Annotated in this window: 25 protein-coding genes; 16 read left to right on the top strand and 9 right to left on the bottom strand. The window is 50.9% G+C overall.

Going from position 1 to position 25,582, the window contains the following annotated elements; genetic code table 11:
- Positions 1-76 precede the first annotated feature (76 nt).
- From L2097_RS05570 to L2097_RS05555, 4 genes are all read left to right on the top strand, one after another.
- Positions 77-652 carry a CGNR zinc finger domain-containing protein gene (locus tag L2097_RS05570; RefSeq protein WP_250352310.1) on the top strand — a complete coding sequence of 192 codons (576 nt, stop codon included), beginning with the start codon at positions 77-79 and terminating at the stop codon, positions 650-652.
- Positions 653-1,231: 579 nt separating this feature from the next.
- Positions 1,232-1,798, top strand: a complete 567-nt coding sequence (locus L2097_RS05565) for a TetR/AcrR family transcriptional regulator (RefSeq protein ID WP_250352309.1) — start codon at positions 1,232-1,234, stop codon at positions 1,796-1,798.
- A gap of 64 nt (positions 1,799-1,862) precedes the next feature.
- Positions 1,863-2,339 (top strand): nuclear transport factor 2 family protein, encoded by a 477-nt coding sequence (locus tag L2097_RS05560; RefSeq protein ID WP_142518311.1) that lies wholly within the window; start codon positions 1,863-1,865, stop codon positions 2,337-2,339.
- A gap of 413 nt (positions 2,340-2,752) precedes the next feature.
- Positions 2,753-3,220 carry a DUF2846 domain-containing protein gene (locus tag L2097_RS05555; RefSeq protein ID WP_085007753.1) on the top strand — a complete coding sequence of 156 codons (468 nt, stop codon included), beginning with the start codon at positions 2,753-2,755 and terminating at the stop codon, positions 3,218-3,220.
- A gap of 206 nt (positions 3,221-3,426) precedes the next feature.
- Here L2097_RS05555 and L2097_RS05550 read toward each other — a convergent pair whose 3' ends face one another.
- Positions 3,427-3,900 carry a GNAT family N-acetyltransferase gene (locus L2097_RS05550; RefSeq protein ID WP_250352308.1) on the bottom strand — a complete coding sequence of 158 codons (474 nt, stop codon included), beginning with the start codon at positions 3,898-3,900 and terminating at the stop codon, positions 3,427-3,429.
- A 473-nt stretch (positions 3,901-4,373) separates the two neighbouring features.
- Here L2097_RS05550 and L2097_RS05545 point away from each other — a divergent pair, with 473 nt between their 5' ends.
- The 7 genes from L2097_RS05545 (at position 4,374) to L2097_RS05515 (ending at position 12,454) form a co-directional block, all read left to right on the top strand.
- Positions 4,374-4,910, top strand: a complete 537-nt coding sequence (locus L2097_RS05545; RefSeq protein ID WP_250352307.1) for a dihydrofolate reductase family protein — start codon at positions 4,374-4,376, stop codon at positions 4,908-4,910.
- A 255-nt stretch (positions 4,911-5,165) separates the two neighbouring features.
- A complete protein-coding gene (locus tag L2097_RS05540; RefSeq protein WP_250352306.1) occupies positions 5,166-5,552 on the top strand; it encodes a VOC family protein in 387 nt (128 codons plus the stop codon).
- A gap of 91 nt (positions 5,553-5,643) precedes the next feature.
- Positions 5,644-6,126, top strand: a complete 483-nt coding sequence (locus tag L2097_RS05535; RefSeq protein WP_250352305.1) for a glutathione peroxidase — start codon at positions 5,644-5,646, stop codon at positions 6,124-6,126.
- A gap of 306 nt (positions 6,127-6,432) precedes the next feature.
- Entirely contained in the window at positions 6,433-7,695 is a 1,263-nt protein-coding gene (gene codB, locus L2097_RS05530) for a cytosine permease (protein WP_250352304.1), read from the top strand.
- A gap of 2 nt (positions 7,696-7,697) precedes the next feature.
- Positions 7,698-8,933, top strand: coding sequence for a PucR family transcriptional regulator (locus L2097_RS05525; RefSeq protein WP_250352303.1), 1,236 nt, complete (start codon positions 7,698-7,700; stop codon positions 8,931-8,933).
- Complete coding sequence (gene codA, locus L2097_RS05520) at positions 8,930-10,168, top strand: cytosine deaminase (protein WP_250352302.1); 1,239 nt, start codon at positions 8,930-8,932, stop codon at positions 10,166-10,168. Before L2097_RS05525 ends, codA begins: the two co-directional genes overlap by 4 nt.
- Before the next feature lie 747 nt (positions 10,169-10,915).
- On the top strand, positions 10,916-12,454 hold the full coding sequence (locus tag L2097_RS05515; protein WP_047370140.1) for a methyl-accepting chemotaxis protein: 1,539 nt from the start codon (positions 10,916-10,918) through the stop codon (positions 12,452-12,454).
- Positions 12,455-12,720: 266 nt separating this feature from the next.
- Here L2097_RS05515 and L2097_RS05510 read toward each other — a convergent pair whose 3' ends face one another.
- Positions 12,721-13,704, bottom strand: a complete 984-nt coding sequence (locus tag L2097_RS05510) for an NAD-dependent epimerase/dehydratase family protein (RefSeq protein WP_250352301.1) — start codon at positions 13,702-13,704, stop codon at positions 12,721-12,723.
- 94 nt (positions 13,705-13,798) lie between these two features.
- On the opposite strand from L2097_RS05510, the gene L2097_RS05505 reads away from it, so the two are divergent.
- On the top strand, positions 13,799-14,707 hold the full coding sequence (locus L2097_RS05505; protein WP_250352300.1) for a LysR family transcriptional regulator: 909 nt from the start codon (positions 13,799-13,801) through the stop codon (positions 14,705-14,707).
- Between the two features lie 57 nt (positions 14,708-14,764).
- Here the strand turns inward: L2097_RS05505 and L2097_RS05500 are convergent, their stop codons facing one another.
- A complete protein-coding gene (locus L2097_RS05500) occupies positions 14,765-15,223 on the bottom strand; it encodes a winged helix-turn-helix transcriptional regulator (protein ID WP_047370137.1) in 459 nt (152 codons plus the stop codon).
- A gap of 61 nt (positions 15,224-15,284) precedes the next feature.
- On the opposite strand from L2097_RS05500, the gene L2097_RS05495 reads away from it, so the two are divergent.
- Positions 15,285-15,521 (top strand): tautomerase family protein, encoded by a 237-nt coding sequence (locus L2097_RS05495; protein ID WP_085007691.1) that lies wholly within the window; start codon positions 15,285-15,287, stop codon positions 15,519-15,521.
- Between the two features lie 106 nt (positions 15,522-15,627).
- Here L2097_RS05495 and araE read toward each other — a convergent pair whose 3' ends face one another.
- Together araE and L2097_RS05485 are read right to left on the bottom strand one after the other, a co-directional pair.
- A complete protein-coding gene (gene araE / locus L2097_RS05490; protein ID WP_115465160.1) occupies positions 15,628-17,046 on the bottom strand; it encodes an arabinose-proton symporter AraE in 1,419 nt (472 codons plus the stop codon).
- Positions 17,047-17,353: 307 nt separating this feature from the next.
- Positions 17,354-18,253 carry a LysR family transcriptional regulator gene (locus L2097_RS05485; protein ID WP_085007693.1) on the bottom strand — a complete coding sequence of 300 codons (900 nt, stop codon included), beginning with the start codon at positions 18,251-18,253 and terminating at the stop codon, positions 17,354-17,356.
- A 98-nt stretch (positions 18,254-18,351) separates the two neighbouring features.
- Between L2097_RS05485 and L2097_RS05480 the strand changes: the two genes are divergently transcribed.
- Positions 18,352-19,074 carry an SDR family oxidoreductase gene (locus tag L2097_RS05480; RefSeq protein ID WP_250352299.1) on the top strand — a complete coding sequence of 241 codons (723 nt, stop codon included), beginning with the start codon at positions 18,352-18,354 and terminating at the stop codon, positions 19,072-19,074.
- Positions 19,075-19,513: 439 nt separating this feature from the next.
- Here the strand turns inward: L2097_RS05480 and bamE are convergent, their stop codons facing one another.
- From bamE to L2097_RS05465, 3 genes are all read right to left on the bottom strand, one after another.
- Entirely contained in the window at positions 19,514-19,861 is a 348-nt protein-coding gene (gene bamE, locus L2097_RS05475; protein WP_250352298.1) for an outer membrane protein assembly factor BamE domain-containing protein, read from the bottom strand.
- Positions 19,858-20,379 carry a hypothetical protein gene (locus tag L2097_RS05470; RefSeq protein WP_229222878.1) on the bottom strand — a complete coding sequence of 174 codons (522 nt, stop codon included), beginning with the start codon at positions 20,377-20,379 and terminating at the stop codon, positions 19,858-19,860. The genes bamE and L2097_RS05470 overlap by 4 nt, the downstream gene beginning before the upstream one ends.
- Positions 20,380-21,068: 689 nt before the next feature.
- Positions 21,069-22,148 carry an FAD-dependent oxidoreductase gene (locus L2097_RS05465; protein WP_250352297.1) on the bottom strand — a complete coding sequence of 360 codons (1,080 nt, stop codon included), beginning with the start codon at positions 22,146-22,148 and terminating at the stop codon, positions 21,069-21,071.
- A 78-nt stretch (positions 22,149-22,226) separates the two neighbouring features.
- Between L2097_RS05465 and L2097_RS05460 the strand changes: the two genes are divergently transcribed.
- A complete protein-coding gene (locus L2097_RS05460) occupies positions 22,227-22,682 on the top strand; it encodes a MarR family winged helix-turn-helix transcriptional regulator (RefSeq protein ID WP_250352296.1) in 456 nt (151 codons plus the stop codon).
- A gap of 173 nt (positions 22,683-22,855) precedes the next feature.
- On the opposite strand, the gene L2097_RS05455 is transcribed toward L2097_RS05460, so the two are convergent.
- Entirely contained in the window at positions 22,856-23,929 is a 1,074-nt protein-coding gene (locus tag L2097_RS05455; RefSeq protein WP_142518291.1) for a LacI family DNA-binding transcriptional regulator, read from the bottom strand.
- 268 nt (positions 23,930-24,197) lie between these two features.
- On the opposite strand from L2097_RS05455, the gene L2097_RS05450 reads away from it, so the two are divergent.
- A complete protein-coding gene (locus tag L2097_RS05450) occupies positions 24,198-25,463 on the top strand; it encodes a maltoporin (RefSeq protein ID WP_250352295.1) in 1,266 nt (421 codons plus the stop codon).
- The last annotated feature ends 119 nt before the right edge of the window (positions 25,464-25,582 follow it).

Genomic DNA, 25,582 nt, shown 5'->3' with positions numbered 1-25,582 from the left:
CCGTTAAAATGTGAAATTGAAGGTTACAGGCAAATCTGGTAACCTGTCAAAATGATTTTATGAGTTACGGTCAGTGATGGATATCAAACAGCTTTCTTCTCAACCTCTCTTTCTGGCCGATAACCTCGCGCTGGATTTCATCAATAGTGAATACGGGACAGGTGATGAGCGATATGATTGTTTCGCAAGCGATCTCAGCGTCATAGCGTGGCTGGAAACAGCAGGTCTTGTCCCGAAAGGTACTCAAGCGCCTGCTGGATTATTGGCTGAGGCTCGCCAGCTCCGCGATGCCGCCAGAAAGGTTGTGCATGCGGCTATGGCGTCCGTTGCAGCGGATCTGACGGTGATTAACCGGATCCTTGAAGAAGGGCATCCTGAAACAAGGCTACAATGGGATGAAGAGGCGCAGCGATACCGTGTTGAAGTTCATTCAGACGCGCGTACCCCCGCCAGCCTTCTCTGGCCTGTTGCTGACGCACTGGTGAAACTGATCGCTGACGACAAATTTGAATACGTGCGTGAATGTGAAGCCCATAACTGTATTTTACTTTTTCACGATTTAAGTAAATCGCATCGCCGCCGCTGGTGCAGCATGGCGACATGCGGCAATCGTATGAAAGTGGCAGCCTTCCGAAGCAGGAAGAATATGTAGTGATTCTGGCCTCTTGTAAGAGTCAGGTGTTTAACCGCACCTCTGGTTTGCTTTAGCGCAGGAAAACGCAGAAATCGTCTGGACCTGTGGGCCGACCCCAGGTCGTTCGAGGTATAAAATGAGTTCGAGGTATAAAATGAACTGGTTGTTTTTAAAAGGGCGATGGTACCTGATATCTCGTATGCCATTAACTGACGAGTTCCGGTTGACTGTACCCGGTGAACGCACCTGTCTCATTCTTAACAGACGCCAGATGGAACGAGCGGTTAAAGAGAGTCTGGCGTTATCGGGCCGCCCTTCCGTTACAGCTTGCCTCCCGAACTGATGAATTATTTCCCTCAAAAATAACGGCCTTGTTCGCCGGGTCGCCGCATCCTTCCTTTGCACACAGATTGCACAAAATCCCCCTGTCGGAGATCGGTTTTCCGTTCCGGCAAAGTACATTTTGTAGAAACTTTCAGACCATGAAAAAAATAGTTTATTGATTTAAAAGTATTTTATTGCCGTTTTCCGCTGATAAGTCAAAAAGATTATGAACTCACACTTGAAAAGGTAGAACGATCGTTCTACCATTGTTTTATGAACAAAAACACAACTAACACCCGAGACAAGATTCTCGCGACCGCTGAAGAACTCATCTACCAGAACGGTATTCATGCCACCGGCATGGATCTTCTGGTGAAGACCTCAGGCGTGGCCCGGAAAAGTATTTATCACCATTTCGCAAACAAGGACGAAGTGGCTGCCGCAGCGCTGAATGCACGTGATATCCGCTGGATGGAATGGTTCCGGACCGAATGTGACAAGGCGGCTACGCCACAAGAGCGCATCCTGAACATCTTCACCGTACTGAAAGGCTGGTTCGAATCGGAGGGGTATCGCGGATGCGCATTTATCAACACGGCAGGCGAAGTCGGAGATGCTTCTGATCCGGTTCGTCAGATAGCCAGAATGCACAAAGAGAAGCTGTTGGACTACGTACTTGAGCTTACCGGCCAGCTGAATACAGCGCAGCCGTTACCGCTGGCCCGGCAGCTACTGATACTGATTGAAGGCGCTATCACCATGTCTCGTGTTATGGGTGATTACAGCGCTGCCGATGATGCAAGAGATGTCGCTCAGCTGTTACTGAAACAGATCCCGTAGCAAGGATCTGCATTCCAACCATGAAATACTCACTGAAATATCCACTTATTCTGGAGGCACCACTATGTCCGCTTCACAAGTCCGCCCACCCCTTCCGCCGTTTACTCGCGAATCAGCAACTGAAAAAGTAAGACTTGCTGAGGATGGCTGGAATAGCCGCGATGCTGAAAAAGTGTCACTCGCCTACTCTCTGGATACCCAATGGCGCAACCGCGCAGAGTTTGCCAATAATCGTGAAGAGGCCAGAGAATTCCTTGAGCGTAAGTGGAAAAAAGAGCTGGAGTACCGCCTCATTAAAGAGCTGTGGGCGTTTGACGGTGATCGCATTGCGGTCCGTTACGCTTACGAGTGGCGCGATGACTCCGGTAACTGGTTCCGTTCTTACGGGAACGAAAACTGGGAATTTGGCGAAGACGGGCTGATGCATCACCGCTACGCATGTATCAATGATATGCCTATCAAAGAAAGTGAGCGCAAATTCCATTGGCCTCTGGGCCGTCGTCCGGATGACCATCCGGGTTTATCGGAGCTGGGCCTGTAACGCTCCTGGCATACTTGTCCGGGCGTCCGGCTGCACGCCCGCCTGGATGCCTGGCTCATCGGGGTGATATAACGTCGCCCTCGAAGCGGGAGCCGTCTCCGTCATCTGAACATACAGCTTTAGTCTTCCGGGCATGGAATGCCGGGTTTAAAGGAAAAATGGCTACAGGCAATTCTGCAGCCTCAGGATAAATTCGCTGAATGGGTGAGCTGTTGTGTTTGATGCCAACCAGGAAGGGTATTTAAAGACGTAAGGGATTGCAGGTGATGAATGTCTGCTGTGAGCGGGGAGCTGACATTGACGGCTTCAAGAGGAACATTGGGCGTGTCATGATTTAATGCTTCCCTTAGTGACGCACGTGTAGAATAAGATTATTCTTATCACGCTGTTTTACTTAACTCTATGAGAATTCTATGAACAAAATAATATTCTCCACAGTCATTCTTTCCTCAATGCTTCTGGGTGGCTGTGCATCGGTTCCTTTGGCCAGTAATGCTGAAAACGCAACTGCTAAGTCTTTTCCTGTTCCGGAAAATGGCAAAGCAGGTCTTTATGTATACAGAGACAGCTTTGTCGGTAAAGCTTTAAAAAAGGATGTGTATCTTGACGGGCGTTGCCTTGGTGAAACGGCCGACAGAGTCTTTTTCTATCAGCAAATATCGACCAACCAACCACATACGCTGGGAACTGAATCCGAATTTTCACCTAATAATTTGACACTTAATGTCACGTCTGGGAAAAACTACTTTGTTCGCCAGTACATCAAAATGGGCGTATTTGTTGGTGGCGCTGGACTTGAGCAGGTTTCCGAAAACGAAGGTATCCGCGTCGTCTCTAAATCTGAAGTTAAGTTAGCAGTGCCAGGTCATTGCGATAACTGATCGGCGGAAAAGCTAATATTCAGCCCTCATCAGGGCTGAATATTATTTCCTTTACTGCCCGTTCCCTACTCCATGGCGATATATTCTTTTTACCCCATTAATCAGTGCCATCACCGCATGCCTTTATCGACCATTCACTGTTAAAAATTCTGTAATGACATTCATTGCTTGTCGATCCTTTGAAAAAATCCGCATCTTTTAACTCATTAATTTTTTTTGAGTTGCAAAGACTCCATTAAACGAATAGAAGCCAGGTTGCGAGAGTCAATCAATGCATCGACATGAGATAATTTATAATGATTAAATAAAAAATCTATCAATATGCTGACACACTGTTTTGCCACCCCTTTTCTTTGATACGTCGCAAACACATGATAAGCAATATAGGCCCAGCCCTCATTAACCATAAGGGTAGACTGGACATATCCCAGATACGCACCAGATTGACGATTTATAATGACCCAATTGAGCCATATTTCACGTTTATCTGGCGAATGTCTCTGCGAAATTCGCTCATAGCGCGCTATCAACTCAGCAAGGCTTGTCGGCGGGTTGGAGGGGATATATTTATAATCACCTTCAATAGACAATCCGGCATACATTCCGGGCGCATGCGACTTAACCAAAGGCTCCAGACAATATAAATCCGACATCAAAGGCTCAATTAATTTCGCATTCACAGTACAAACTCCATAAGGCCTGACATCATGATTGAGAATAGGCATGCAACGGCAGCACAACCTTTACCTTATAGCAAAAATCAATATCCATGACGGGTATTTTGGTCATAAAAAAATGTCAGACTCGACACGCTTTTCTGGCATTTAAACCCTGCGCGCGAGACGCATTTGCACTCCAGTTGCCCGAAGCAGGCACTGTTAACCTCTGCCCGCGGGATTCCACCTCATCCAGCAATCGAATAAAAATCCGGTTGGCACGTTTATACGTTAAACACATGTTGATGGTGAACGCCTGATTAACGAAATAGCGTTTTTTTGCGCCATACAGGATGCAACGCCACGCGATTTTTTGCCTTAATCCATAAAAGGGACTTTGCTCATCTCATGCGGCGGTTTTTCCACAGAGAGTATGTCAATATTGCCAACATCGCTAAACTCAACAGAATATATGTAGCCTGAATACGGAGCACCTGATGGTCACCACACACGTTTTTATCGCAGCCAGTCTTGATGGTTACATCGCCCGAAAGGATGGCGATATCAACTGGCTGTTGCAGCGCGATGACCCGACAGAAGATCATGGTTATGCCGCATTCATCGCGGACAAAGACTGGATCGTGATGGGTCGAGGGAGCTATGAGAAGGTGTTGACCTTTGACGAATGGCCTTATGATCGGCCCATCCTGGTGCTCTCCCGACAGCTCACCGATACCCCCGTGCCCGAGGCGCTAAAGGGCAAAGTGCAGTTCTCCCGCCGCACACCCAGGGAAGTGATTGATGACCTGGCTGCGCAGAATGCACATCGCGTCTATATCGATGGCGGGCAGGTAATACAGTCGTTCCTGCGCGAAGGTCTGGTCGCCGATATCGTTATCACTACTGTTCCTGTCCTGCTCGGTTCGGGAATACCGCTATTCGGATCGCTGCCCCATGATATCGATTTGACGCTGTTATCAAGCCGCAGCTTCCCGTCGGGTCTGGTGCAGTCGCACTATCGGCTGACGTCATAACCCTCTGGCTTTTCTGCGTTCAGCTATCATCCTGATACCTGCCCTGCTTCTTGATGAGGGACGATACAGGAAACGCTGCCATTGACGGTTGAAGTGCCTTTCTCCTCCAGGCGGAAATGACGTCCGGTTTTCGCTCAGCGCGGAAGTGCATAATGTGAGAAAAACGCATGGCCCTAACCGACAAATCAAAAAAAGAGTCGTATGTAAAATCAGACCAGATTTCGCAACCTTGATACAGTAAAAGGAATATCCGGGATGTTTACTCACATGCGCATTGCCAGGCCCGTTACAAACCTGGAAAGATCTTTTCTGATGTACCGCCATGGATTGGGCCTGCAAAAAATTGCAGAGTTCACGGATCACGATGGTTTCAACGGCATAATGTTAGGCTGTGAAGGCTTGCCCTGGCATATTGAGATGACGGTATGCCTGAACCATCCGGTAGCCCCTTCCCAGACGGCAGAGGATTTGCTCGTTCTCTATTATCCGCAAAAAGATGAGTGGTTACGGACCTGCATAAGGATGGCCGAGGCGGGTTTTCAAGAGGTCAGCGCCTTTAATCCTTATTGGGATGTCAACGGAAAGACGTTTATTGATCCCGATAAGTACAGCGTTGTTATCCAAAATAAGGCGTGGGGATAACCGATATTAACCCTTGTCATGCCCCAAACCCGCAGTAACGCGCTACGTGGCAATGTCGACATCGAACGGGTTCTGCTTTGAGGATTTCGCTATGACTACCTTTTACCAACTGTCAGCCACCAGCCTGGGCGGCCAGCTTATTTCAATGGCCGACTACGCGGGTAAGGTGGTCCTGGTCGTGAATACCGCCAGCCATTGCGGCTTCACGCCACAATACGGCGGCCTTGAAGCGCTCTACAAAAAATACGCTGCCCAGGGTCTGGTGGTATTGGGTTTCCCCTGTAACCAATTCGGTAAACAGGAACCCGGCAGCGCCGAGGATATCGCACAGACCTGTCACATTCATTATGGTGTGAGTTTCCCGATGTTCGCGAAAGTTGAGGTCAACGGAAGCTCAGCGCACCCGGTGTTTCGTTATCTGAAACAGGAATTACCCGGCGTGCTGGGTGGGCGAATCAAGTGGAACTTCACGAAGTTCCTGATCGGACGCGACGGTAAACCGCTCAAACGTTTTGCGCCGTTCACTACCCCGGAGAAAATGGAAGCCGCGCTCCTTGCGGCGCTCGAAAGCTGAGTGTTTCGGTCATTCGAACGATGCGGGGTTGTCGCCTACCCTCTTCTGATGCGGGTATATCCCCCTTTCCGGGTCGGGCCTCTATATACGTGAAGAGTGGATGCACACCGAGACAGGTTCGTTCGCCGCTGCTCTGTTATGGTGCGAAAATTTGCACCATGCACATTCTCCTGACAATGACCTGTCGATTAAGGGAGTTTTATGTGCAATGTGCCCACTTCGTTGTGTCACCACTGCCCAAATAATTTTGGCATACCTCTTGCTATTTTGGCATAGCCATTAAGATAGCCACTCAGAGGTTCAATTATGTCAAACAGCAATGATTTTCCGCTCATCGAAGCGCCAGCCTCCGGGCGTAAGGGCGTATTTTCGATCTCCATGGTCCTGTTCAGCTTTACTTTTTTTACCGGCACAATGTTCGCAGGCGGCAAACTTGGCGTCTCCTTTTCTATCGTCAATCTGTTGTGGATTGCGGTTATCGGTAACTTTCTGCTGGCCCTCTACGCCGCCTCACTCGGCTGGATAGCCGCCCGCAGCGGGCTTAATACCGTACTGATGGGTCGTTTTTGCTTCGGGGAAATTGGCAGCAAACTCGCCGATTTTATTCTCGGCTTCGCCGAGCTGGGCTGGTATGCCTGGGGTACCGCGACCGTCGCCATTTCGCTGGTGAAAATCCTCGCCCTGCCTGCTGTCATGACCATCCCCCTGATGATCGTGTTCGGGATCCTGTTCTGTGTCACCGCGCTGGTGGGCTACAAGGGGCTGGATGCGCTATCCCGCGTGTCGGTGCCGCTGATGTTTATTCTGCTGGTGGTTTCGATGTATCTGGCCGCCCATCACGCCGGTGGCTGGCAGGCAATGACCAAAATTGAACCGGGTGAAACCATGACCTGGTCGGCGGCCATCACCATGGTGTTCGGTACCTTCGCCAGCGGCGCGACCCAGGCAACGAACTGGACCCGGCTGGCCAACTCCAGCCGCACCGCTATCGTCGCCAGCATGAGCAGCTTCCTCATCGGCAACGGGCTGATGATTGTTGCCGGAGCGTGGTGCGCCATCGTCTATCAGCAGGCCGATATTGTGGAAGTGCTGATTCTGCAGGGGCTCTCCGTCGCCGCGGTAATAATGCTGTGCCTCAACCTGCTGACCATTCAGGGGCCAACAATTTATAACGTCTCAGCCGCCGCCTGCCACCTTTTGCGCAGCGAGCGCCGCCGTACTTTGACCGTGCTCGCCGCTGGCGTCGGTATTGTGCTGGCGATTGGCGGTATGTATGAAATGCTGATCCCTTTCCTCGTGCTGCTGGGCAGCATTATCCCGCCCATCGGCGGCGTTATCCTCGCCGACTACTGGTTCTATCGCGGCGGCCGCTATCCGCTGCTGCAGGCTGCCCGTTTACCTCGCTTTAACTGGCTGGGGCTTAGCGCCTACGCAGTGGGCGCGGTGGTGGCTTACCTGTCGCCGTGGATCGCCCCGCTGGTTGGCATTAGCGTTTCCGCGCTGGTCTATATCGCCCTGACCCGCCTCGGCAAACGCCAGCCCGCCGCTGATTCCATTGCGGAGCAGTAGTCATGAGCCTGACGGTCAGCGAAATCCTTGCCCTGGAGGAACTCTCCGCCATGCGCCTGCGCGCGGGTAAACAGGGTCTACAGCTGGCGGTTCGCTGGTACTACGTGGCGGAAAATGAAAATATCGCCGAATGGATTATGGGCGGGGAGCTGGTATTTATCACCGGAATCAACCATCCCCGCGATGAAGACAACCTGGTCCATTTGTTGATGGAAGGCAAGCAGCGCGGGATAGCCGGAATGGTTATTCTCACCGGCGATGCGTATATTCAGGCCATCCCGCCGCGTCTGATCGCGCTGGCCGATGAACTGGGTATTCCGCTGATCGAACAGCCCTATTTGCTCAAGATGGTGATTGTCACCGAGCGCATCGGTACCGCGCTGGTGCGCAGCGAAAATGCCCTGCAATCCCAACGCGATATTCTGCTACAGCTGTTAACGGGCGATTTTCCCGATCTGCAAATCCTGCAGCAACGCGCCCTCCACCAGCGACTGGATTTTACCCGTCCCCTGCGGGTAGTGGCATTGCGTCTTGAGGGGATACAAAACCTGTTTCGCCAGTTTCCGCCCGAGCAGGCCGAAGTCTGGTTACAGCAGGCCCGCCGTATCATAAGCCAGCGATTGCAGCAGCAACTCAATCAGCAGGACAACCCCTATCCGCTGGTAGAACGTAGCAATATGTTTATCTTCCTGCTCCCGGATGAGGACGGTGAGTTTTATCAGCAGAAAAATTGGTTAGCACAGTGGCTGTTCGCGCTGGCAGAAGGTGACGACAGGCTGTCGCTACTGTGTGGCCTTTCCGCGAGAGTGCAGCAATTACAGGATTATCAGCGTGCGCTGTCGCAGGCGCGGCAGGCCCTGGATCTTAGCGATACTCTGCGCCCGGCCCAGCGCATTACCGACTATCAACAACTCGGCTTTATCAAACTCCTCTCTGCCATCGGTGACCCTGCACTGTTGAGCGATTTTATGCATGACACCCTCGGTTGCCTGATAGAACGCGATCGCAAAAGTCCGTGGCTGTTAATGGAGACGCTGGAGACCTTGCTCCAGGAGAACGGCAACGTGGTCAGGGCCGCCGAGCGGCTTGGCATTCACCGCAACACGCTACATCAACGCATCCAGCGCATCGAAAAGCTGACCAGCTATCCGATAAGCCATCCTCAATTTCATCTCAACGCCTCGGTCGCTTTAACGATCTGGCGTATGTCACAAAACCATTTACGGGAACATTTATGAAAATTATCAACGCGCGTCTGCGCCATAAAGAAGCGCTTTATACGATTGAATTAGATGGTGCTGTGATTAAAAGCATCACTTTGCAGACCTCAACGCCAGTGGCCGGGACAGGCGATCTCGACGCACAACAAAAGCTGGTTATCCCGCCGTTTGTTGAACCGCATATCCATCTTGATGCCACCCTGACCGCGGGTGAGCCGGAGTGGAATATGAGCGGTACGCTGTTTGAGGGTATCGCCCGCTGGAGCCAGCGCAAAGCGAGCGTAACGGTTGAAGATACGCGCCAGCGGGCGCTGAAAACCATCGGTATGTTACGCGATAACGGCGTGCAGCACGTACGCACCCATATTGATGTGACCGATCCGTCTCTGACGGCGCTGGAGGCGATGCTGGCAGTGAAAAAAGAGGCCGCCCATCTTATCGACCTGCAAATTGTCGCGTTTCCACAGGAGGGCATTGAATCCTTCCCCGGCGGACGTGAGCTGATGACCCGCGCTATCGAGATGGGTGCCGACGTGGTGGGCGGTATTCCGCACTACGAAAACACCCGCGATAAAGGCGTCAGTTCGCTGGGTTTCCTGATGGACCTGGCCCAGCGCCATGGCTGCCTGGTGGATGTGCACTGCGATGAAATCGACGACCCGCAGTCGCGCTTCCTGGAAGTACTCGCAGAAGAAGCCCGGGTGCGAGGCATGGGCGCGCAGGTGACCGCCAGCCATACTTGCGCCATGGGCTCCTATGATAACGCCTACTGTTCGAAGCTGTTCCGCCTGCTCAAAGCGTCGGGCATCAACTTTATCTCCTGCCCGACCGAAAGCATTCACCTGCAAGGGCGCTTTGATACCTGGCCGAAACGCCGCGGCGTGACGCGAGTTGCAGAACTGGACCGCGCCGGTATCAACGTTTGCTTTGCTCAGGACTCCATCCAGGATCCGTGGTATCCGCTGGGCAACGGCAATATCATGCGCATTCTCGACGCCGGGCTGCATATTTGCCATATGCTGGGATATGAAGATTTGCAACGCTGCCTCGACCTGATCACCGATAATAGCGCCCGTGCGCTGTGCTTAGGTGATAACTATGGCATTGTCGAAGGGCGCCCGGCGAACCTGCTGATTCTGGATGCGGAAAATGATTACGATGCGGTGTGCCGCCAGGCGAAAGTGCTGACCTCTGTTCGTCACGGTAACGTCATTATGCAACGCCAGCCGGAAGAGATTTGCTATCCGGTCTGATACGTGAAACATGCCCGACCGGTAAACCTGTCGGGCTCAATAACCTATTTTTTAACCCACAGCCGCAGATTTTCATCAGCGTGCGGACAAACGGCAAACTGTCGCCCTGCTAATGCGTCATCCATCGCTTTTTGCGCCTGACAACCTGACCATTCGGGTAGCCCTTTTCGCCACGGCCCGATCTTTTATATGCCTGTTATCGCGCAACAGCGAAGCGTAAACCTTATTAAGCGCAAGAAGTATCACTGCAAAAAGGGCCAGGAGCAGCAGGATATGGCTCAGCCACCCAAAAAATGTATCTGAGGGAGTTCCTGCTTTTTTGTCGGTATATTAATCATCGCCGTCGCGGGTAAATGCGCTCGGAAAAATATTGCGCTGTATATCCTTGTCGTATTCTGGATGAAACGCCTCACCTCCGCGCGCGTTACCGTTCCCATCACCCACTGACGAAGGCAGTACAACAGTAGTAATGAATTATTTCCCCTGTTGCGCTTGTTGTCCCTTTCAAATCTGGGCACCAACGGTTCCGGCATAAAACACCCTATTAATAGCGGGTGCAACTGACCTGCGCGTTGTTAATTACTACGCGGCTTCGCTAGAAAACTCCATCTGCTATGGAACAACTACGAAATTCCGCCTTACCGATTAATTTTTTCTCTTCATTTGCCGATAAAGAGATTAAGCGTGGCCTGATATCGAAAGGCTTGCGCAATACCTGCCTATACAACAACAACAGGCTAAAATGTTATGAAATTATCCTTTGCGCATAAACTGTGGCTTCCACTTGCTGTCGCACTGTTAAGCCTTGCCGGGTCATTATTCTTTGGCTCAGTAAAAATTAAAGATGACCAGCTGGCGCTACGAAAAAAGGAATTAATGTATGTTTCCCAGTTAGCCCTCAGCGTGGTGAAAACGCAGGCTACACTTGTTGATAAGGGACTGATATCAAAAGAGGAAGCACAACAACGTGCAATCCTGATCATTAAAGACTTACGCTATGGCGACACAGGGTATTTTACTATTCTGAATAACCAGGCGCAGGTCATTATGCATCCCATCAATGCCGCGTTAATTGGCAAAGGGCCGGATGTTGCCGATGCGAATGGCGTATATATTTACAGAGATATGGTCACACTGACGAAGGATGGCCATGATGGTTTTACCGCCTATGATTTTCCGCGGCCGGGAGACACCGTTCCGAAACCCAAAATTGCCTACAACATTCCGTGGTCTCCCTGGGGATGGATTATTACGACGGGTCTTTACGTTGATGATATCCACGAAGTGTTTCTCAATTCTCTTTACCAGAATATCGCCCAATTTCTCGCTATCAGCATTCTACTCTTGATACTGGTTTATCTGATTAACCGTAGCACACTGAAAACACTGGGCGGAGAACCGCGTTATGCGGCTGAGGTTGTGTCGCGAATTGCCGCCGGGGATCTGACGACTCCGGTGATCCTTCGTCACAATGACACAGCCAGTCTCATGGCGTCGCTTGACAGTATGCAAGCGAATCTGCGCGGACTGGTGTCGCAGATTAAAGATTCAGCCGCATCCGTAGCAATGGCAGCCGATGAAATTGCACAGGGTAATACAGAGCTGTCCTCCCGCACGGAACAGCAGGCCGCCGCCCTGCAGGAAACGGCCGCCAGCATGGAGCAACTCACCGCCACGGTGAAAAGTAATACAACAGGCGCGCAGCAGACTGCAGAGTCAGCCCGCGAAACGGCCTCTCTTGCCCGCACCGGTGAAGCAAACATGCATCGTATGTCGGAAACCATGAACGCCATCTCACAGAGCGCGGCAAAGGTAAGGGATATCACCGCCGTCATCGAGAGTATTGCCTTCCAGACGAACATTCTTGCCCTCAACGCTGCGGTGGAAGCCGCCCGTGCCGGTGAAGAGGGGCGTGGGTTTGCTGTGGTGGCAGGCGAAGTCAGAACGCTTGCCCAGCGTAGTGCTAACGCCGCACGGGATATTAAGCAACTCATCGAGCAGGCTGTTGAGCAGGTGGAAAGTGGTGTGGAAGTGGCTGCAGGTACAGGTCAGAGCATACTTAAAATCGTCGGCATGGTAGGCGAGCTCGCGGAGGCCATGGACAACATTTCTCATGCCTCATCAGAGCAGATGCAGGGAATTTCGCAGGTCAGCATTGCGGTGAACCAGATGGATGGAGTCACGCAGAATAACGCCGCACTGGTTGAAGAATCTTCGACAGCTTCACAGTCTCTGTCAGAGCAGGCTCGCGCGCTTCGGGGAATGGTGGAAATCTTCCAGGTTTGAAACACCGGTTATCAGACCGGCGAACCGGGTGCGCAATAGGCTCTTCCGGTTCGCCGGTCAGTCCCGGGTATAACCTGAAGCGTGGCCCGGTCATGCTTCGGGAACCATACATTTCGCCACGGAGCTGACCTGATCTCCATCTATTAACGCACCATCAACTATGGGATAAATTACGAACTTTCGCTGTTCGCTCGCAGCGGACCTCTCTATGCCTGACTTTGCCGCTGCGCACCAGAAGTGGCACTCGATGTCACCCCCTGCACCGCTCACGAATGCGGCAATAACGCCTCGTTAATGCAGCCCTGGCCGATTAAAGTGCTACGCACAGCCTCAATAAGCGGGGTATGCGGTTCGTGGCCTAAAAAAGCGATCAGTTTGGCGTTGTCCATCTGTATTGCCTGTTCCCATAAATAGCGCATCTCCTGCATTTCATGCAGCGTGGTGTTGAAAGGCGCCATCGCCCTAATGAGCCACCAGGGGAAAGATTTTACTTTTGCATTCACACCCGCACGTTGTGCGACACGCTGTATGGCTCCAGTCATCGCCGTACCATCTTCATCCCAGTGTCCTCGCATATGAAAACAGGCAAAAGGGTCAAGTTGCTCCCGACGCGCTAACAGCGCAACCAGCGTTTCGGCGACATCCGGCAGATAGGCCCATTGATGGCCTGTCCCAGCTTTGCCAGGATTTTTAATTATCCGCGGGTGTTGCCCCGGTTTGATCAATCCCTGCGAAAACCAGTTGTTGCCTGCGTCAGGGCCAAAGAAGTCACCGGCGCGCAGAATCAGCACCTTTCCGCCACGCTGCGCGTAAGCGAATAAGGCCTTCTCCATTTGCACCCGTATTGCCCCTTTTCGGGTGACAGGATGTTGGGGAGAGTCTTCCCGCAAGAGTGGAAAGGCGTCCGGACCGTAGTTGTAAACGGTGCCGGGGAGAACGATTAATGCGCCATTTTTCTCTGCGGCATTGATGGTATTCTGTAACATGGGCAAAACCAGTTGTTCCCAGTTTCGATAACCCGGCGGATTAACAGCATGAACTATCACACTACACCGTGACGCGGCAGCCGCGACCTGCTCAGCATTCAGCGCATCACCGTTTATCCACGTTATATCCCCATGCTCTTCATTCTGTGGCGTATTGCGGCGCAACGCACGAACGTCCCATTTTTCGCGGATGAGTTTACGGGCGATTTCACCGCCGATTCCACCCGTTGCGCCCAGTATGAGTACCGTGTTTTTACTTTTCATTTTCTTGCCTTTGCTGGATGTCTGCTTGACATCGTAAAGCCCACGCGGGCTAAATGTAATTGCATGACATCAGACAGCAGGTATGCATTTTTGTATGAAGCAAAATATTCCATGGGAATGGTATCGAACCTTCCTCGCAGTGATGAAAGAAGGTTCCCTGTCGGGGGCAGCCCGTCTGCTGGCGATTACCCAGCCCACTGCGGGGCGTCACATAGCGGCACTGGAATCCGCCCTTGGTCTGGTTTTGTTTACACGTTCGCAAACGGGCCTGCAGCCCACGGATGCGGCAGCCGCGCTGCAAGGCCATGCACAAGCGATGGAAAACACCGCCAGTATGATTGAGCGTTCGGCTGCCAGCTTCAGTGCCCACTCCGCCGGCTTACATGGCGTGGTTCGCGTTTCGGCGAGCGAAATTATCGGCACTGAGGTGCTGCCACCTCTGATTGCACGAATTAAAGAAGATTATCCGCAGCTTATCCTTGAACTGGTGCTGTCTAACCGAATGCAGGATTTATTGAACCGGGAAGCGGATATTGCGGTACGCATGAGCACACCGGTGCAGGAACAACTGATTGCGCGTCGGTTAGGCAGTATTGAAATTGGTCTGCATGCCTCGCCATCCTATCTGGCACGCCACGCCGCACCGGAGAGTATTGACGCGTTGTTCACCCATACGCTTGTGGGCTTTGATAAAACGACACCCTTTATTTTACAGGCACTGAAACACTTTCCTCAGTTAAATCGTGAACGCTTTACCGTGCGCACTGACAGTGATGTGGCGCAATTGAACCTTATCCGCGCCGGTGCGGGTATAGGAATGTGTCAGGTTCAACTGGCCGATTTTCCTGTTCCGTTAGAGAGAGTGATGCCTGATTTTTTTGCGTTTCATCTCGACACCTGGCTTGTGATGCATGAAGACTTGCGCCACAGCAAGGCCTGTAAAACGGTATTTGATATTCTTGCCGCGGGCTTACAGGCTTATATTAGCAAAGCCGGTTTGTGAAAATTCCGTCAGGAAACCAGCGCGGCACAACCCGCGAAAACTAGCGCAAGAGAGAAATTAACGTTTAAAAGCCACTATCTGGAGGTTGTTAGCATCAACAACCTCTCCCTTCGCTGAGACAAATGCGCTATGTACTACGTCTCCCGTACTTTTATTAATTAATGAAATATGCGGCTCATCATGCAATAGGTTTTTATGCCCCCATTCCATCAGGGAAATAAGAAGCGGTGCCAGAGATCGGCTTTTTGGTGTGAGAACATATTCATAGCGTTCACGAGCCCCCTCTTCCTGATAGGGCATTTTGCACAGCAGACCGAGTTCAGTCATTTTTTTTAATCGGTTTGCCAGGGTCTGTTTTGTCATTTTTGTATGTTCACGCATCGTTTCAAAGCGCGTTATCCCGTAAAAAGCTTCCCGTAGAATCAACAAAACCCATTGATCACCAAGTAGTTCTGCTGCTGCGGCAAGCCCGCAAAGCTCAGGTAGTAAGTACGGTAATGAATTATCTTTTGACATGTCTGCAGTTGCCTCTTAATCTAAGTATGATTTTCATACCCAGCTATTTCAGGAGAATACAATGCCCTTCGTCAATGTGCAAACCATTAAAGGGATTTTGAGCCCGGCGCAAAAAAATGAACTTCTGCGCCGTATGACTGACCTTATTGTTGAAATCGAGGGCAAAGGCGATCCGGAGTTTCGCCGTTCCGTATGGGTCCGAATTGACGAGCATGAACCGGAACAGTGGAGTCTTGGTGGAATACAACCTACCGCTGAAATGATTGCTGCAAAATTTGGCTCACCGCAGCGGCCATAATTTAGCAAAGATAGTGTATCGGTAAGGATTCTGGATTAAAGCAGGCTAATTTATTAATTAACCTGCTTTACTGCTCACCAATGCGGGATAAATTACGCGCGATAAATTACATCCCAATATTACGCAGTTTTTCACCCGTCATAAGACGACGTTCAATATGTTCCAGCGTCACATTTTTGGTTTCCGGAATCAGCCAGAACGTTAATGCAATGAAAGCCAGATTGAGTGCGGTGTAGAGCCAGAACGTACCCGCCGCGCCAATCGCGTCAAGCAGGGTAAGGAAGGTTGCGCCGATAATCATGTTCGATACCCAGTTTGTGGTGGTTGAACAGGTAATGCCGAAATCACGGCATTTTAAAGGCTGGATCTCAGAGCACAGGATCCATACAACCGGTGCCGCGCTCATCGCATACCCTGCAATACACATCATCGTCATACCGACAGAAAGCCATGAAAGACTGCTTGATGGCGAACCGTTATCGAACTGCATGAGGCAGTATCCGAGGATCAGCGTGCCGATAGCCATCACGCTAAAACCGATTTTCAGCGCAGGTTTACGCCCGGCTTTATCGACGGTGAATACCGCAATAAACGTGGCGAACATAAAAGTCAGCCCAACCACAAGGGTGGCGATCATCTGCTGCTCAGTGGTTGTAAATCCAGCCATTTTAAAAATGCGTGGCGCGTAATACATAATAATATTCATGCCCGTGAATTGCTGCATCGCCTGCAACAGCATGCCAAGGTACACGGCTCTGCGCACATTACGATTAGCTTTGAACAACTGGAAACCACCCTGCGTCAGCTTCAAACTTTCGCGGATCTCGTTCAGTTCATCGCGCGCCTTTTCAGAGGTATCACGCAACATACGCAGTACCTCTTCTGCCTCAATGTGTCGCCCTTTTTGGGCCAGCCAGCGTGGGCTATTGGGCAGAAACACGACCAGAATAATCAGGACAACCGCAGGCAGCGCCAGCACACCGAGCATGGCTCGCCAATTGCCACTGTAGCTGAAAGCAGTATCGGAAAGGAACGCCAGCACAATGCCTAAGGTGACCATCAACTGGTACATGCTGATCATCTTCCCACGCACATTTTCGCTGGCCATTTCAGAGAGATAAAGTGGTGCAGTGTAAGAGGCAATGCCGACCGCAACGCCCAGCAGCACGCGGGAGAGCAACAACACCTCAACATTGTGGGCAAAAGCAGAGCCAAGTGAACCTGCGACAAAAAGTATTGCGCCCGCCATCAGGCTGTATTTACGCCCTAGACGAAATGATAACCACCCGTTGAAAAGCGCACCTAGCGCTGCGCCCAGCATCATGCTGCTGACGACCCACTCCTGTAAACGGCTGGAAAGCGCAAAATGCTCGGAAATAAAGGGCAATGCACCGGAAATCACCCCGATATCCAGACCAAACAACAGCCCCGCAACAGCAGCCGAGATAGAAACAAACAAATTCATGCGTCGGGTATCACGTAGTGCGCGCGGTAACACTACAGAATCACTACTCATAGAAGCCATTTTTCCTGCCTGCAAAAAAGTAAGGTATCGAATGAAAGTAAATCAGCACTGGGGCAGAGTGTCAGTGAGTGACATGCGAAAATATGGACGAATTTGCTGTAACCTGTGTTTCTGTGATGGACTTTACAATTACACAAAAAAACATAAAAGTGACATCATTAATTAACTTATTAATTTAAAAAAATAACTTAAATACCATCTTTAAAAAATATGGATTTTTGAATTTACAGAATATGGATTAACCAGGTGAGTTTTTGAATATTGACCCACCTGTCGCGTTCTACCTTTTCAGCGCTGTTCTCCGCTATTACAGTTCCTGCTGCCGCCATCGCCTGACATGGTCGACAAGGGCACGGAGTTTTGGCGCCATATTGCGGCGATGAGGAAAGTAGAGATAGAAACCCGGGAAATAAGGCAGAAACTCGTCCAGCAATGAGACAAGCTGCCCTTTTTCAACAAAAGGTCTGAACGTGTCCTCCGTGGCAAACGTAATGCCGCCACCGGCAAGCGCGAGCCGCAACATCAGGCGCAGATCGTTCGTCGTGATCTGTGGTTCAATCGCCAGGTTGAAAGGTTCTCCCGCCTCTTCAAATTCCCAGCGATAAGGGGCAACATCTTTGGCTGGACGCCAGCCGATACATCGATGATGGATCAATTCGCGAGGATGGGAGGGTACGTTGTTCGCCGCTAGATACGCGGGCGAGGCAACCGCCATTTCACGCTGCTTTCCTGTAAGCGGGACGGCAACCATATCCTTTTCGATAACCTCCCCAAGCCTTACGCCAGCATCATAACCCGCAGCCACAATATCGAACTCTTCATCCGTCACGACAATATCAACCGTCACGGCTGGATAGGCTGCCGCAAACGAGGCGATCAGCGGACCGGAAAGAAACGCTTCGGCAATCGAGGTCACTGCGATCCGAAGACATCCTCGTGGCATAACGTCCGACGCCACTTCTTCAAACGCCGCTTCAATACTCGATAACGGTGATGACAGGGATTGACGCAGCCGCTCTCCGGCTTCCGTCAGCGTTACTGAGCGAGTCGTGCGCATTACCAGCATTGTGCCGAACGCGTCCTCAAGCCGCCTGATTCCCTGGCTCACCGCCGATCGGGTGACATCCAGACGCGCAGCGGCGGCGCTGAAATTACGTTCTTCGGCCACCGCGAGAAAAACAGGTAAAAGATTAAGATCAATTTTCATTGTTTAACATTGCTAACCAGTGAGTCCAATGAAACCAGAATACTGGAACCAATCATGACGTTCTATGATCGTTTCGAACTCAACGAAAGGAGCATGCTATGAATAAAGTGATATTAATTACCGGCGCATCCAGCGGGATTGGGGAAGGTATTGCCAGAGAGCTTGGAAATGCAGGCGCGAAGGTGTTATTAGGGGCTCGCCGACAGGAGCGTATCGACGCCATTGCCGAAGACATCCGCAGCGCGGGCGGTATTGCCCTGGCGCGGGAGTTAGATGTCACCAGCCGCCCGTCGATGGCGGACTTCGTGCAGGTCGCTCTGGAACAATGGGGCCGAATCGACGTGCTGATCAACAATGCGGGCGTCATGCCGCTTTCTCCACTTGCAGCTGGCAAACAGGATGAGTGGGAACGCATTGTCGACGTGAATATCAAGGGAGTGCTCTGGGGGATAGGCGCTGTTCTTCCTGTAATGGAAGCGCAGGGCTCCGGTCAGATAATCAATGTGGGGTCTATCGGCGCCCTTGCTGTCGTACCAACTGCCGCCGTCTATTGCGCGTCAAAATTCGCAGTACGAGCGATTTCAGATGGTTTACGTCAGGAAAGTTCGAATATACGCGTGACCTGTGTCAATCCTGGCGTGGTAGAAAGTGAGCTGGCTTCCACCATTACGCATGCGGAAACCAAAGCGGCGATGGACGTGTACCGTTCTGTTGCACTTAAACCTGCGGATATTGCCCGTGCCGTACGGCAGGTCATTGAGGCTCCAGAGAGTGTTGATACAACAGAAATAACCATCAGACCCACGGCATCTTCCAATTGAAAGACCTGACTGACGACTGGCGTTAATGTTTATTGGATATTAAATACGGTCCGCAGCCATTCAGGTATGGGAATCGCTTATCTCGCCTGTTGGCTTGCGGCCCTGGTATTAACGCCAGTTTATCACCCCAGCTATACTTATTAGAGTGAGCAGAGATTGTTCTTCCGGTTAAGGAAAATTTGCGACGACGGCATAGAGCAGTACGTCACAGATGCCGTATATTAGCAGCCAGCCCAGCCCTTAATTGCCGGCATTACCCAGCACAACAATTTGTGATGGTGCATCATTTTTATAGCGGATAGTCACATTTCCCTGGCCGTTCCTGACGTTTATGGCCGTCGCGTTTCTCTGTGCTTATTTTGGTAATAAGCATGCTTACAGGCCGGGGGCGAGAAATCAGTGATTGAAAAAGCCGGCAGGCATTACGCCTGCCGATGAATTACTTCTCGGTGTAATCCATTTTGCTCACGACACCAGCATCATTGAATTGCAGCAACAGCAGTTGATCCCGGTCGCGGAATACCGGAATAAAGAAATAGAGGCGACGATCCACCACCTTTGAAGCGTAAATCCAGGTGTTTACCGTTTTAAAGTCTTTTGGCGTGAGAGGAGCCCCAAGGAGTAACAGCACATCCTTTTTGGTGGATTTACCCACAACAATACTGTCCCGGATGACCTTCTCTGAGTAATTATTTAAATCAGACATCCGTGTTTTGTCTACGTTTGCAGTACAACCGCTCAACGCAATGGTACTCAACGCCAGCAGAAGGAAATGTTTTATTTTCATTTCACATTATCCTCGTAATAAATACCCATGTCAGCGTCGTATTTAATTTCTTTTACATAAATGACGCAGTAACCGGTCTTGTCGGCATAGCTGTAATGAACCTCATACAACGCTTTTTTCTTCGGGGTAAAATCCAAATTAACACTGCAACCACCGTGTAAAGAGTGATGGATGGTTGTCAGACGATCGGGAAGTAAAGTCGTTTCGAAAAAGGTGTCGCTATAATCTTTATTTTTTAATTTAGGAAACCCCAGATTATGGGTATTGCCAAGGAGAATATTGAAATAAGCACTATGTTCCTGAACCCAGCCGCCGGTTTCCTTACCATCACTGTCTTTCTGATACAGAGCGTAACTCATGGGTGCGCCCATCAAACGAATCTTCGCGATATCCGGCGAGTTCGCGGGGGGAACATACAGCGCAGGTTTAGAAAAATAAGTACTACAGCCAGCTAATAATAACATGACACATAAGGTAGCAGCTTTGCCTGCTCCACTCTTGCTAATGAAATGACTCATTAATGTAATTTCCTTGTGGTATTTGTTTTTGAATTGTTATTACTAACAGAGAGGTAACTCAGACGCATTAACAGCATGCAGCGATGTGCTGGTCGTTTTATTTGATGACAACTCGCGAAGAGCGGTATGGCGAGTATGAGACCACGGGCTAAATTAACGGCCAATCCTTGCATCATTTTCCTCCCTGTTTAGAAAATAATATCGGCAATGCTCTTCTGTTCTTTAGGGGAAAATGATATTGGAAGGAAGGTCTGTTACTCATACGTTATTACTTTCGTGGTGTGGCGCAATGAGGTTAATTTACACCCGCACAACCTCATCTACCGGAGCATTCATTTCTGCGAGTCATACTGCATATCAGCGAGAATAATGTCCACTTTGAGGTCAGAGCAGAGTGGCCTCCCCGCATGCCGACCGCTCTGTGCCAGAAGCGAGCATCAGTGATGACGACAAGAAAACGCAGTAGCTCTCTTTTACGGGTTATCGGATTGAAGGAATGTCACTACACGTTCAGTCGATTTGCGCTATATGCCACGGATTTCAATGCTTGCAGAGCATCCCGTCGCATGTTGAGTGCTGTTTCAATTTATCGACACCTTAAATGCTCACCGTGCGCACGAGACCGGTTTGATGAGCCTTTATGATGGAAAAAGAGACCGACATAACCGTGCGTAAGCAGAATCGTCAGGCTATTCTTTTTCGCTGAACCAGTTCTGAAAGCCAGATATTGCGCCGGGCATAATATCGCGCGCACGTTCCATGATGATGGTTTCCGCATAGCGTAACCCGTTCAGCGGATGCGATGCCTCGCACAATGCCAGAGCAACGTCTGAGGCATCAAGCATGGCCAGGTTGACACCTACGCCCACGGGCGGCATCAGATGCGCCGCATCGCCAATGAGCGTTATGCCTGGACGCGGCGTCCAGCCAAAATCTATGGGCAGGCTGTAAATCGGACGCCTGACATAATCACCGGTCGCATTAACGACTGACTGCAGGCAAGGAGCCCAGTCCTTGTAGCCGTCACGTACACAGGCGTTAATCCCGGAAGACGCTATATCTTGATTAAGGATATCCATGTCGCGTTTCAGGGCCGCGTATACGCAAATCCTCCCCCCGCCGTTCCGTTGTGTAATGAGCGCCTGAGCCCCTCCAAAGCTGAATGCAGTCCCTTTTCCCGCAATGCTATTGATTCCCCCGGTTGGTTGGTCTATCCAGCCTTCAAAAAAGGTAATCCCCGTGTAAAACGGGCGCTCCGGCGTCAGGTAAGTTCTGACCCGCGACCAGGCACCATCCGCACCAATGATAATGTCGGCTTCAACACGCCTGCCGTTTCTGAAATTTAGCCCGTGCTTTCCATTCAGGCCGTAGTCAATGTAATGAAGTTTATGCCCCCACTGAATGGTTTCGGGTAAGAGGGCATTTAGCAGCAGATTTTTCAGCTCGCCACGGTCAATTTCAGGTTTATCCATTTCGCCTTCCGGCGTAAGCATGTCGCCCTCAACTTCTCCGGTACGGTAGTTCAGCACCCTGCTTTGCTGATCCTCATGCCTGGCTATTTTTAGGAATTGCGCAAGCAGGCCTGTTCTGCGCAGCGCTTCCTGACCGCTGTCAGCGTGCAAATCAAGCGAGCCTCCCTGACTGCGCTCAGAATCAGCAGATTCGTCTTCGAATACGGTTATGTTAAAACCGCTGCGCTGAAGGATAACGGCCGCAGTGAGACCCGCTGGGCCTCCGCCAACGATGGCGATGTTCAGTTTGTCCGACACGTGTCTTTTTCTCAGGCGTCAAAACGTATACTGTATAACCACATAGTTGATACATCAACCAGGAGTTCTGGATAAATTATGACGACCGCAGAGATTTCAGACGAAGAGTGGATGGCATGGCGCAGCTATCGTCGGCTTGCAGAAGTGATAACGGGGCGTATTGTCAGGGACATTAATGATGCTACCGGTCTGTCCGGTCCGGATTTCATGATCCTTATGGCACTCAGTAAAAATCCACATGGCGCACTTCTTCAGCGTGATCTGCTGGAGTACCTCGAGTGGGACAAGTCCCGGCTTTCACACCAGCTCTCACGCATGGCCTCCCGAGAACTTGTACAGAGAAGCCGCACTCACTTCGCAGGTATTTCGGTAAGTATTACGCAAGCTGGATGTCAGCTACTCGCCAAAGCACGGCCAGTGCATACGGAAAGTGTGCGGCGGAATTTTCTCGATAAGCTGACGCCAGAAGACGTTCATGCGCTGATCGCCATCACCGGGCGGTTGCGGCAGTCTGACAGTGGTGTTATCGAGTAATCCGCTGGCGACCAGCACAGGGGAGAGAATGGCGCCCGTATCTATCCACGTGAATCACCTCTCCCCCGCTTCACGCCGACCGCATTTGACGAACCCATCGCGCAGTAGCACGGTTAAACGGGATGCAACAAAAAGCGACGGGCTTTGGTATGGCGTCAGTAGCCAAACGTGAGTTACTTCCACAGCTTATGTGCTATTTCCTGCAATTGCCGGGCGATATCCTGCAGGTTAATCTCCTGTTCCTGTACACCCCCGGTGGAGTGACGGACGATAAGCTTCGCCGGTAACACTGACGAACTGCGCGCCGAATCACCGTGGCCGCTATCGAGCAGGCGGCGCACCGCTTCCTTTCCCTGCAAATCGAGATCCAGCGAAACGGTGGTCAATGCCGGATGGAAGAACGAACTTTCATAGGTCCCGTCATAACCCACGACCGATTTCTCACCCGGAATAGCGACCTGGTGTTGATGAAATGCGCTGAGTACGCCGAGCGCCATCTGGTCGTTCCCCACCAGCACGGCGGTGAAATTCGGTGTTTCACGTAACATCTGCAACGCGCCCGCATAACCGCTCTGCGCATCCCAGGTACCATGAAAAATGGTCACCGGTTTCAGTCCATAACTGTTAAGCGTATCTAGCCAGCTTTTCAGCCGCAGGTTGGCTGACACGGAGGTTTCCGGCCCGGCCAGCAGCGCAATCTCCCGGTGGCCCAGGTCATAGAGATGTTTGACGCTGGCACGGGTGCCGTCTGCCGGGTTAAACGAAACGTTAAACACGGAACTGTAGGGATCGACATCGAGGAACAAGCAGACAATGTCATCGTTGTCAGAAGCGATGCGTTGCGCCTCTTCGGTTTCCAGCGGCACGTTGATAATGACTTTATCCACCAGTTGCGACTTGAGTTCGTTGATGGCGAATTGAATATCTTGATTGACGTTCTCATCGATCATTGAAATCAACACCTGGTAGCCATCCAGATTGGCGTAGCGTTTCACCGCCGCCGCCACCTGTGAAGGAGCATGGAGCGCCAGAGAGGTGGTCACCAGGCCGATGGTCTGGCTTTGCTTACCGACTAGCTGCTGCGCCAGCCGGTTCGGTACATAACGCAATAACTCTATGGATTTCTCCACTTTTAAACGCGTGGTTTCGGATACATTGGCAGATTTGTTGAGTACCCTGGACACGGTCTGGTAGGAGACACCCGCATGACGGGCTACGTCTTCCAGCGTTGCACTTTTAGACTTCATGGTCCGGTTCCTTATGTTGTTATACGCCAAGTGTAACAGGGGCGACCTGAAAAAACGCTCGTCACGCATCCCTCCGCGTCATTTTAACAAAATAAGTATGACGCTCACAACCGCCAACATTGTGAACAGATTCGCTATCTGTAACAAAATACGCTGATTTATTTGCAGTTAATCACATATTCACAATCGTTAGTTTGCCAGTTTTTACATTTAGGCATTTTATGACACTGCTTATGTGAACGTAATACAAAACAATAAGAGGAATGATATGAACACTACGCTACGCACTCTCTCTCTTGCGTTAGCCACTGCGCTGACTTCAACTTCTTTGCTGGCTGCGACATCTGTCCCTATCGACTTTCACGGTTACCTGCGCGGCGGCGTAGGCGTGTCCGGCGATGGCGGACAGGTTGAGTGGCAAAAGAACAAACTGGGTCGTCTGGGTAACGAAACCGATACCTACGGTGAGCTGGAACTGGGTTCCGAAGTCTATAAAAAAGATGACGTGAGTTTTTACCTCGACAGTATGGTCAGCATGGTTTCTGACGGTTCTAACGACAACGAAACCACCATTGGCGACGACGCACAGTTCGGCTTACGCCAGTTGAACCTGCAAATTAAAGGGCTTATTCCCAACGATCCCAATGCGGTTATCTGGGGCGGTAAGCGTTACTACCAGCGCCACGATCTGCATATCATTGATACCAAATACTGGAATATCTCCGGTTCCGGCGCCGGGGTCGAAAACTATACCGTCGGGCCAGGTGCAGTCTCGGTGGCCTGGATCCGCGGTGACGCCAATGATGTTGATTACCGCGTCGATAATGACAATGACGTCAACATCAACTATATCGACGTTCGCTACGCGGGATGGAAGCCGTGGTCAGGCGCCTGGACAGAGTTCGGCATTGACTACGCGATGCCAAATCCGACCAAAAAACAGAAAGATTACGGCGGATTATACGAAGCGGATGACGGTGTCATGGTGACCGGCGAAATCAGTCAGGATATGTTTGGCGGCTACAACAAACTGGTGCTGCAATATGCCAACAAAGGGCTGGCGCAGAACATGGTATCGCAGGGCGGCGGCTGGTATGACATGTGGCATTATGTGAACGACGCCAGCGGTTATCGCGTGATCAACACCGGGCTCATTCCAATTACCAGCAAATTCTCGCTCAACCACGTGCTGACCTACGGATCTGCTAATGATATTACGGAATATACCGATAAAACCCGCCTGGTTTCACTGGTCGGTCGCGCGCAGTATCAGATGACCAACTATGTTCGCCTGATCGGTGAAGTCGGTGGTTTCTATCAGAAAGACGACTATAAAAACGGCACCCATTACAAACAGAGCGGCGAAAAATACACCTTCGCGGTGGGTCTGGCAGATGGCCCGGAATTTATGTCACGCCCTGAATTACGCGTATTTGCTTCGTATTTAAATGATTCGGAAAATGGTAAGTCATTTGAAGATGGAACCAAAAATAATACGTGGAACTTTGGCGTACAGGTCGAAGCCTGGTGGTAAATAAACATTATCATCCCCGTTATCGCTTTATCAGTTGCATCAGTTACTACCGATTGCTTATATCAATAAGCCCTCGGATATGTCCAGTGCTACCGTCGCGATATAACGCGAGATGATTT

It is taken from the genome of Citrobacter sp. MNAZ 1397 (assembly GCF_023613995.1).
Lineage (GTDB): Bacteria > Pseudomonadota > Gammaproteobacteria > Enterobacterales > Enterobacteriaceae > Phytobacter > Phytobacter ursingii.
Note: the sequence above shows the minus strand (reverse complement) of the source record. Positions and strands in the feature narration are given on the sequence as shown.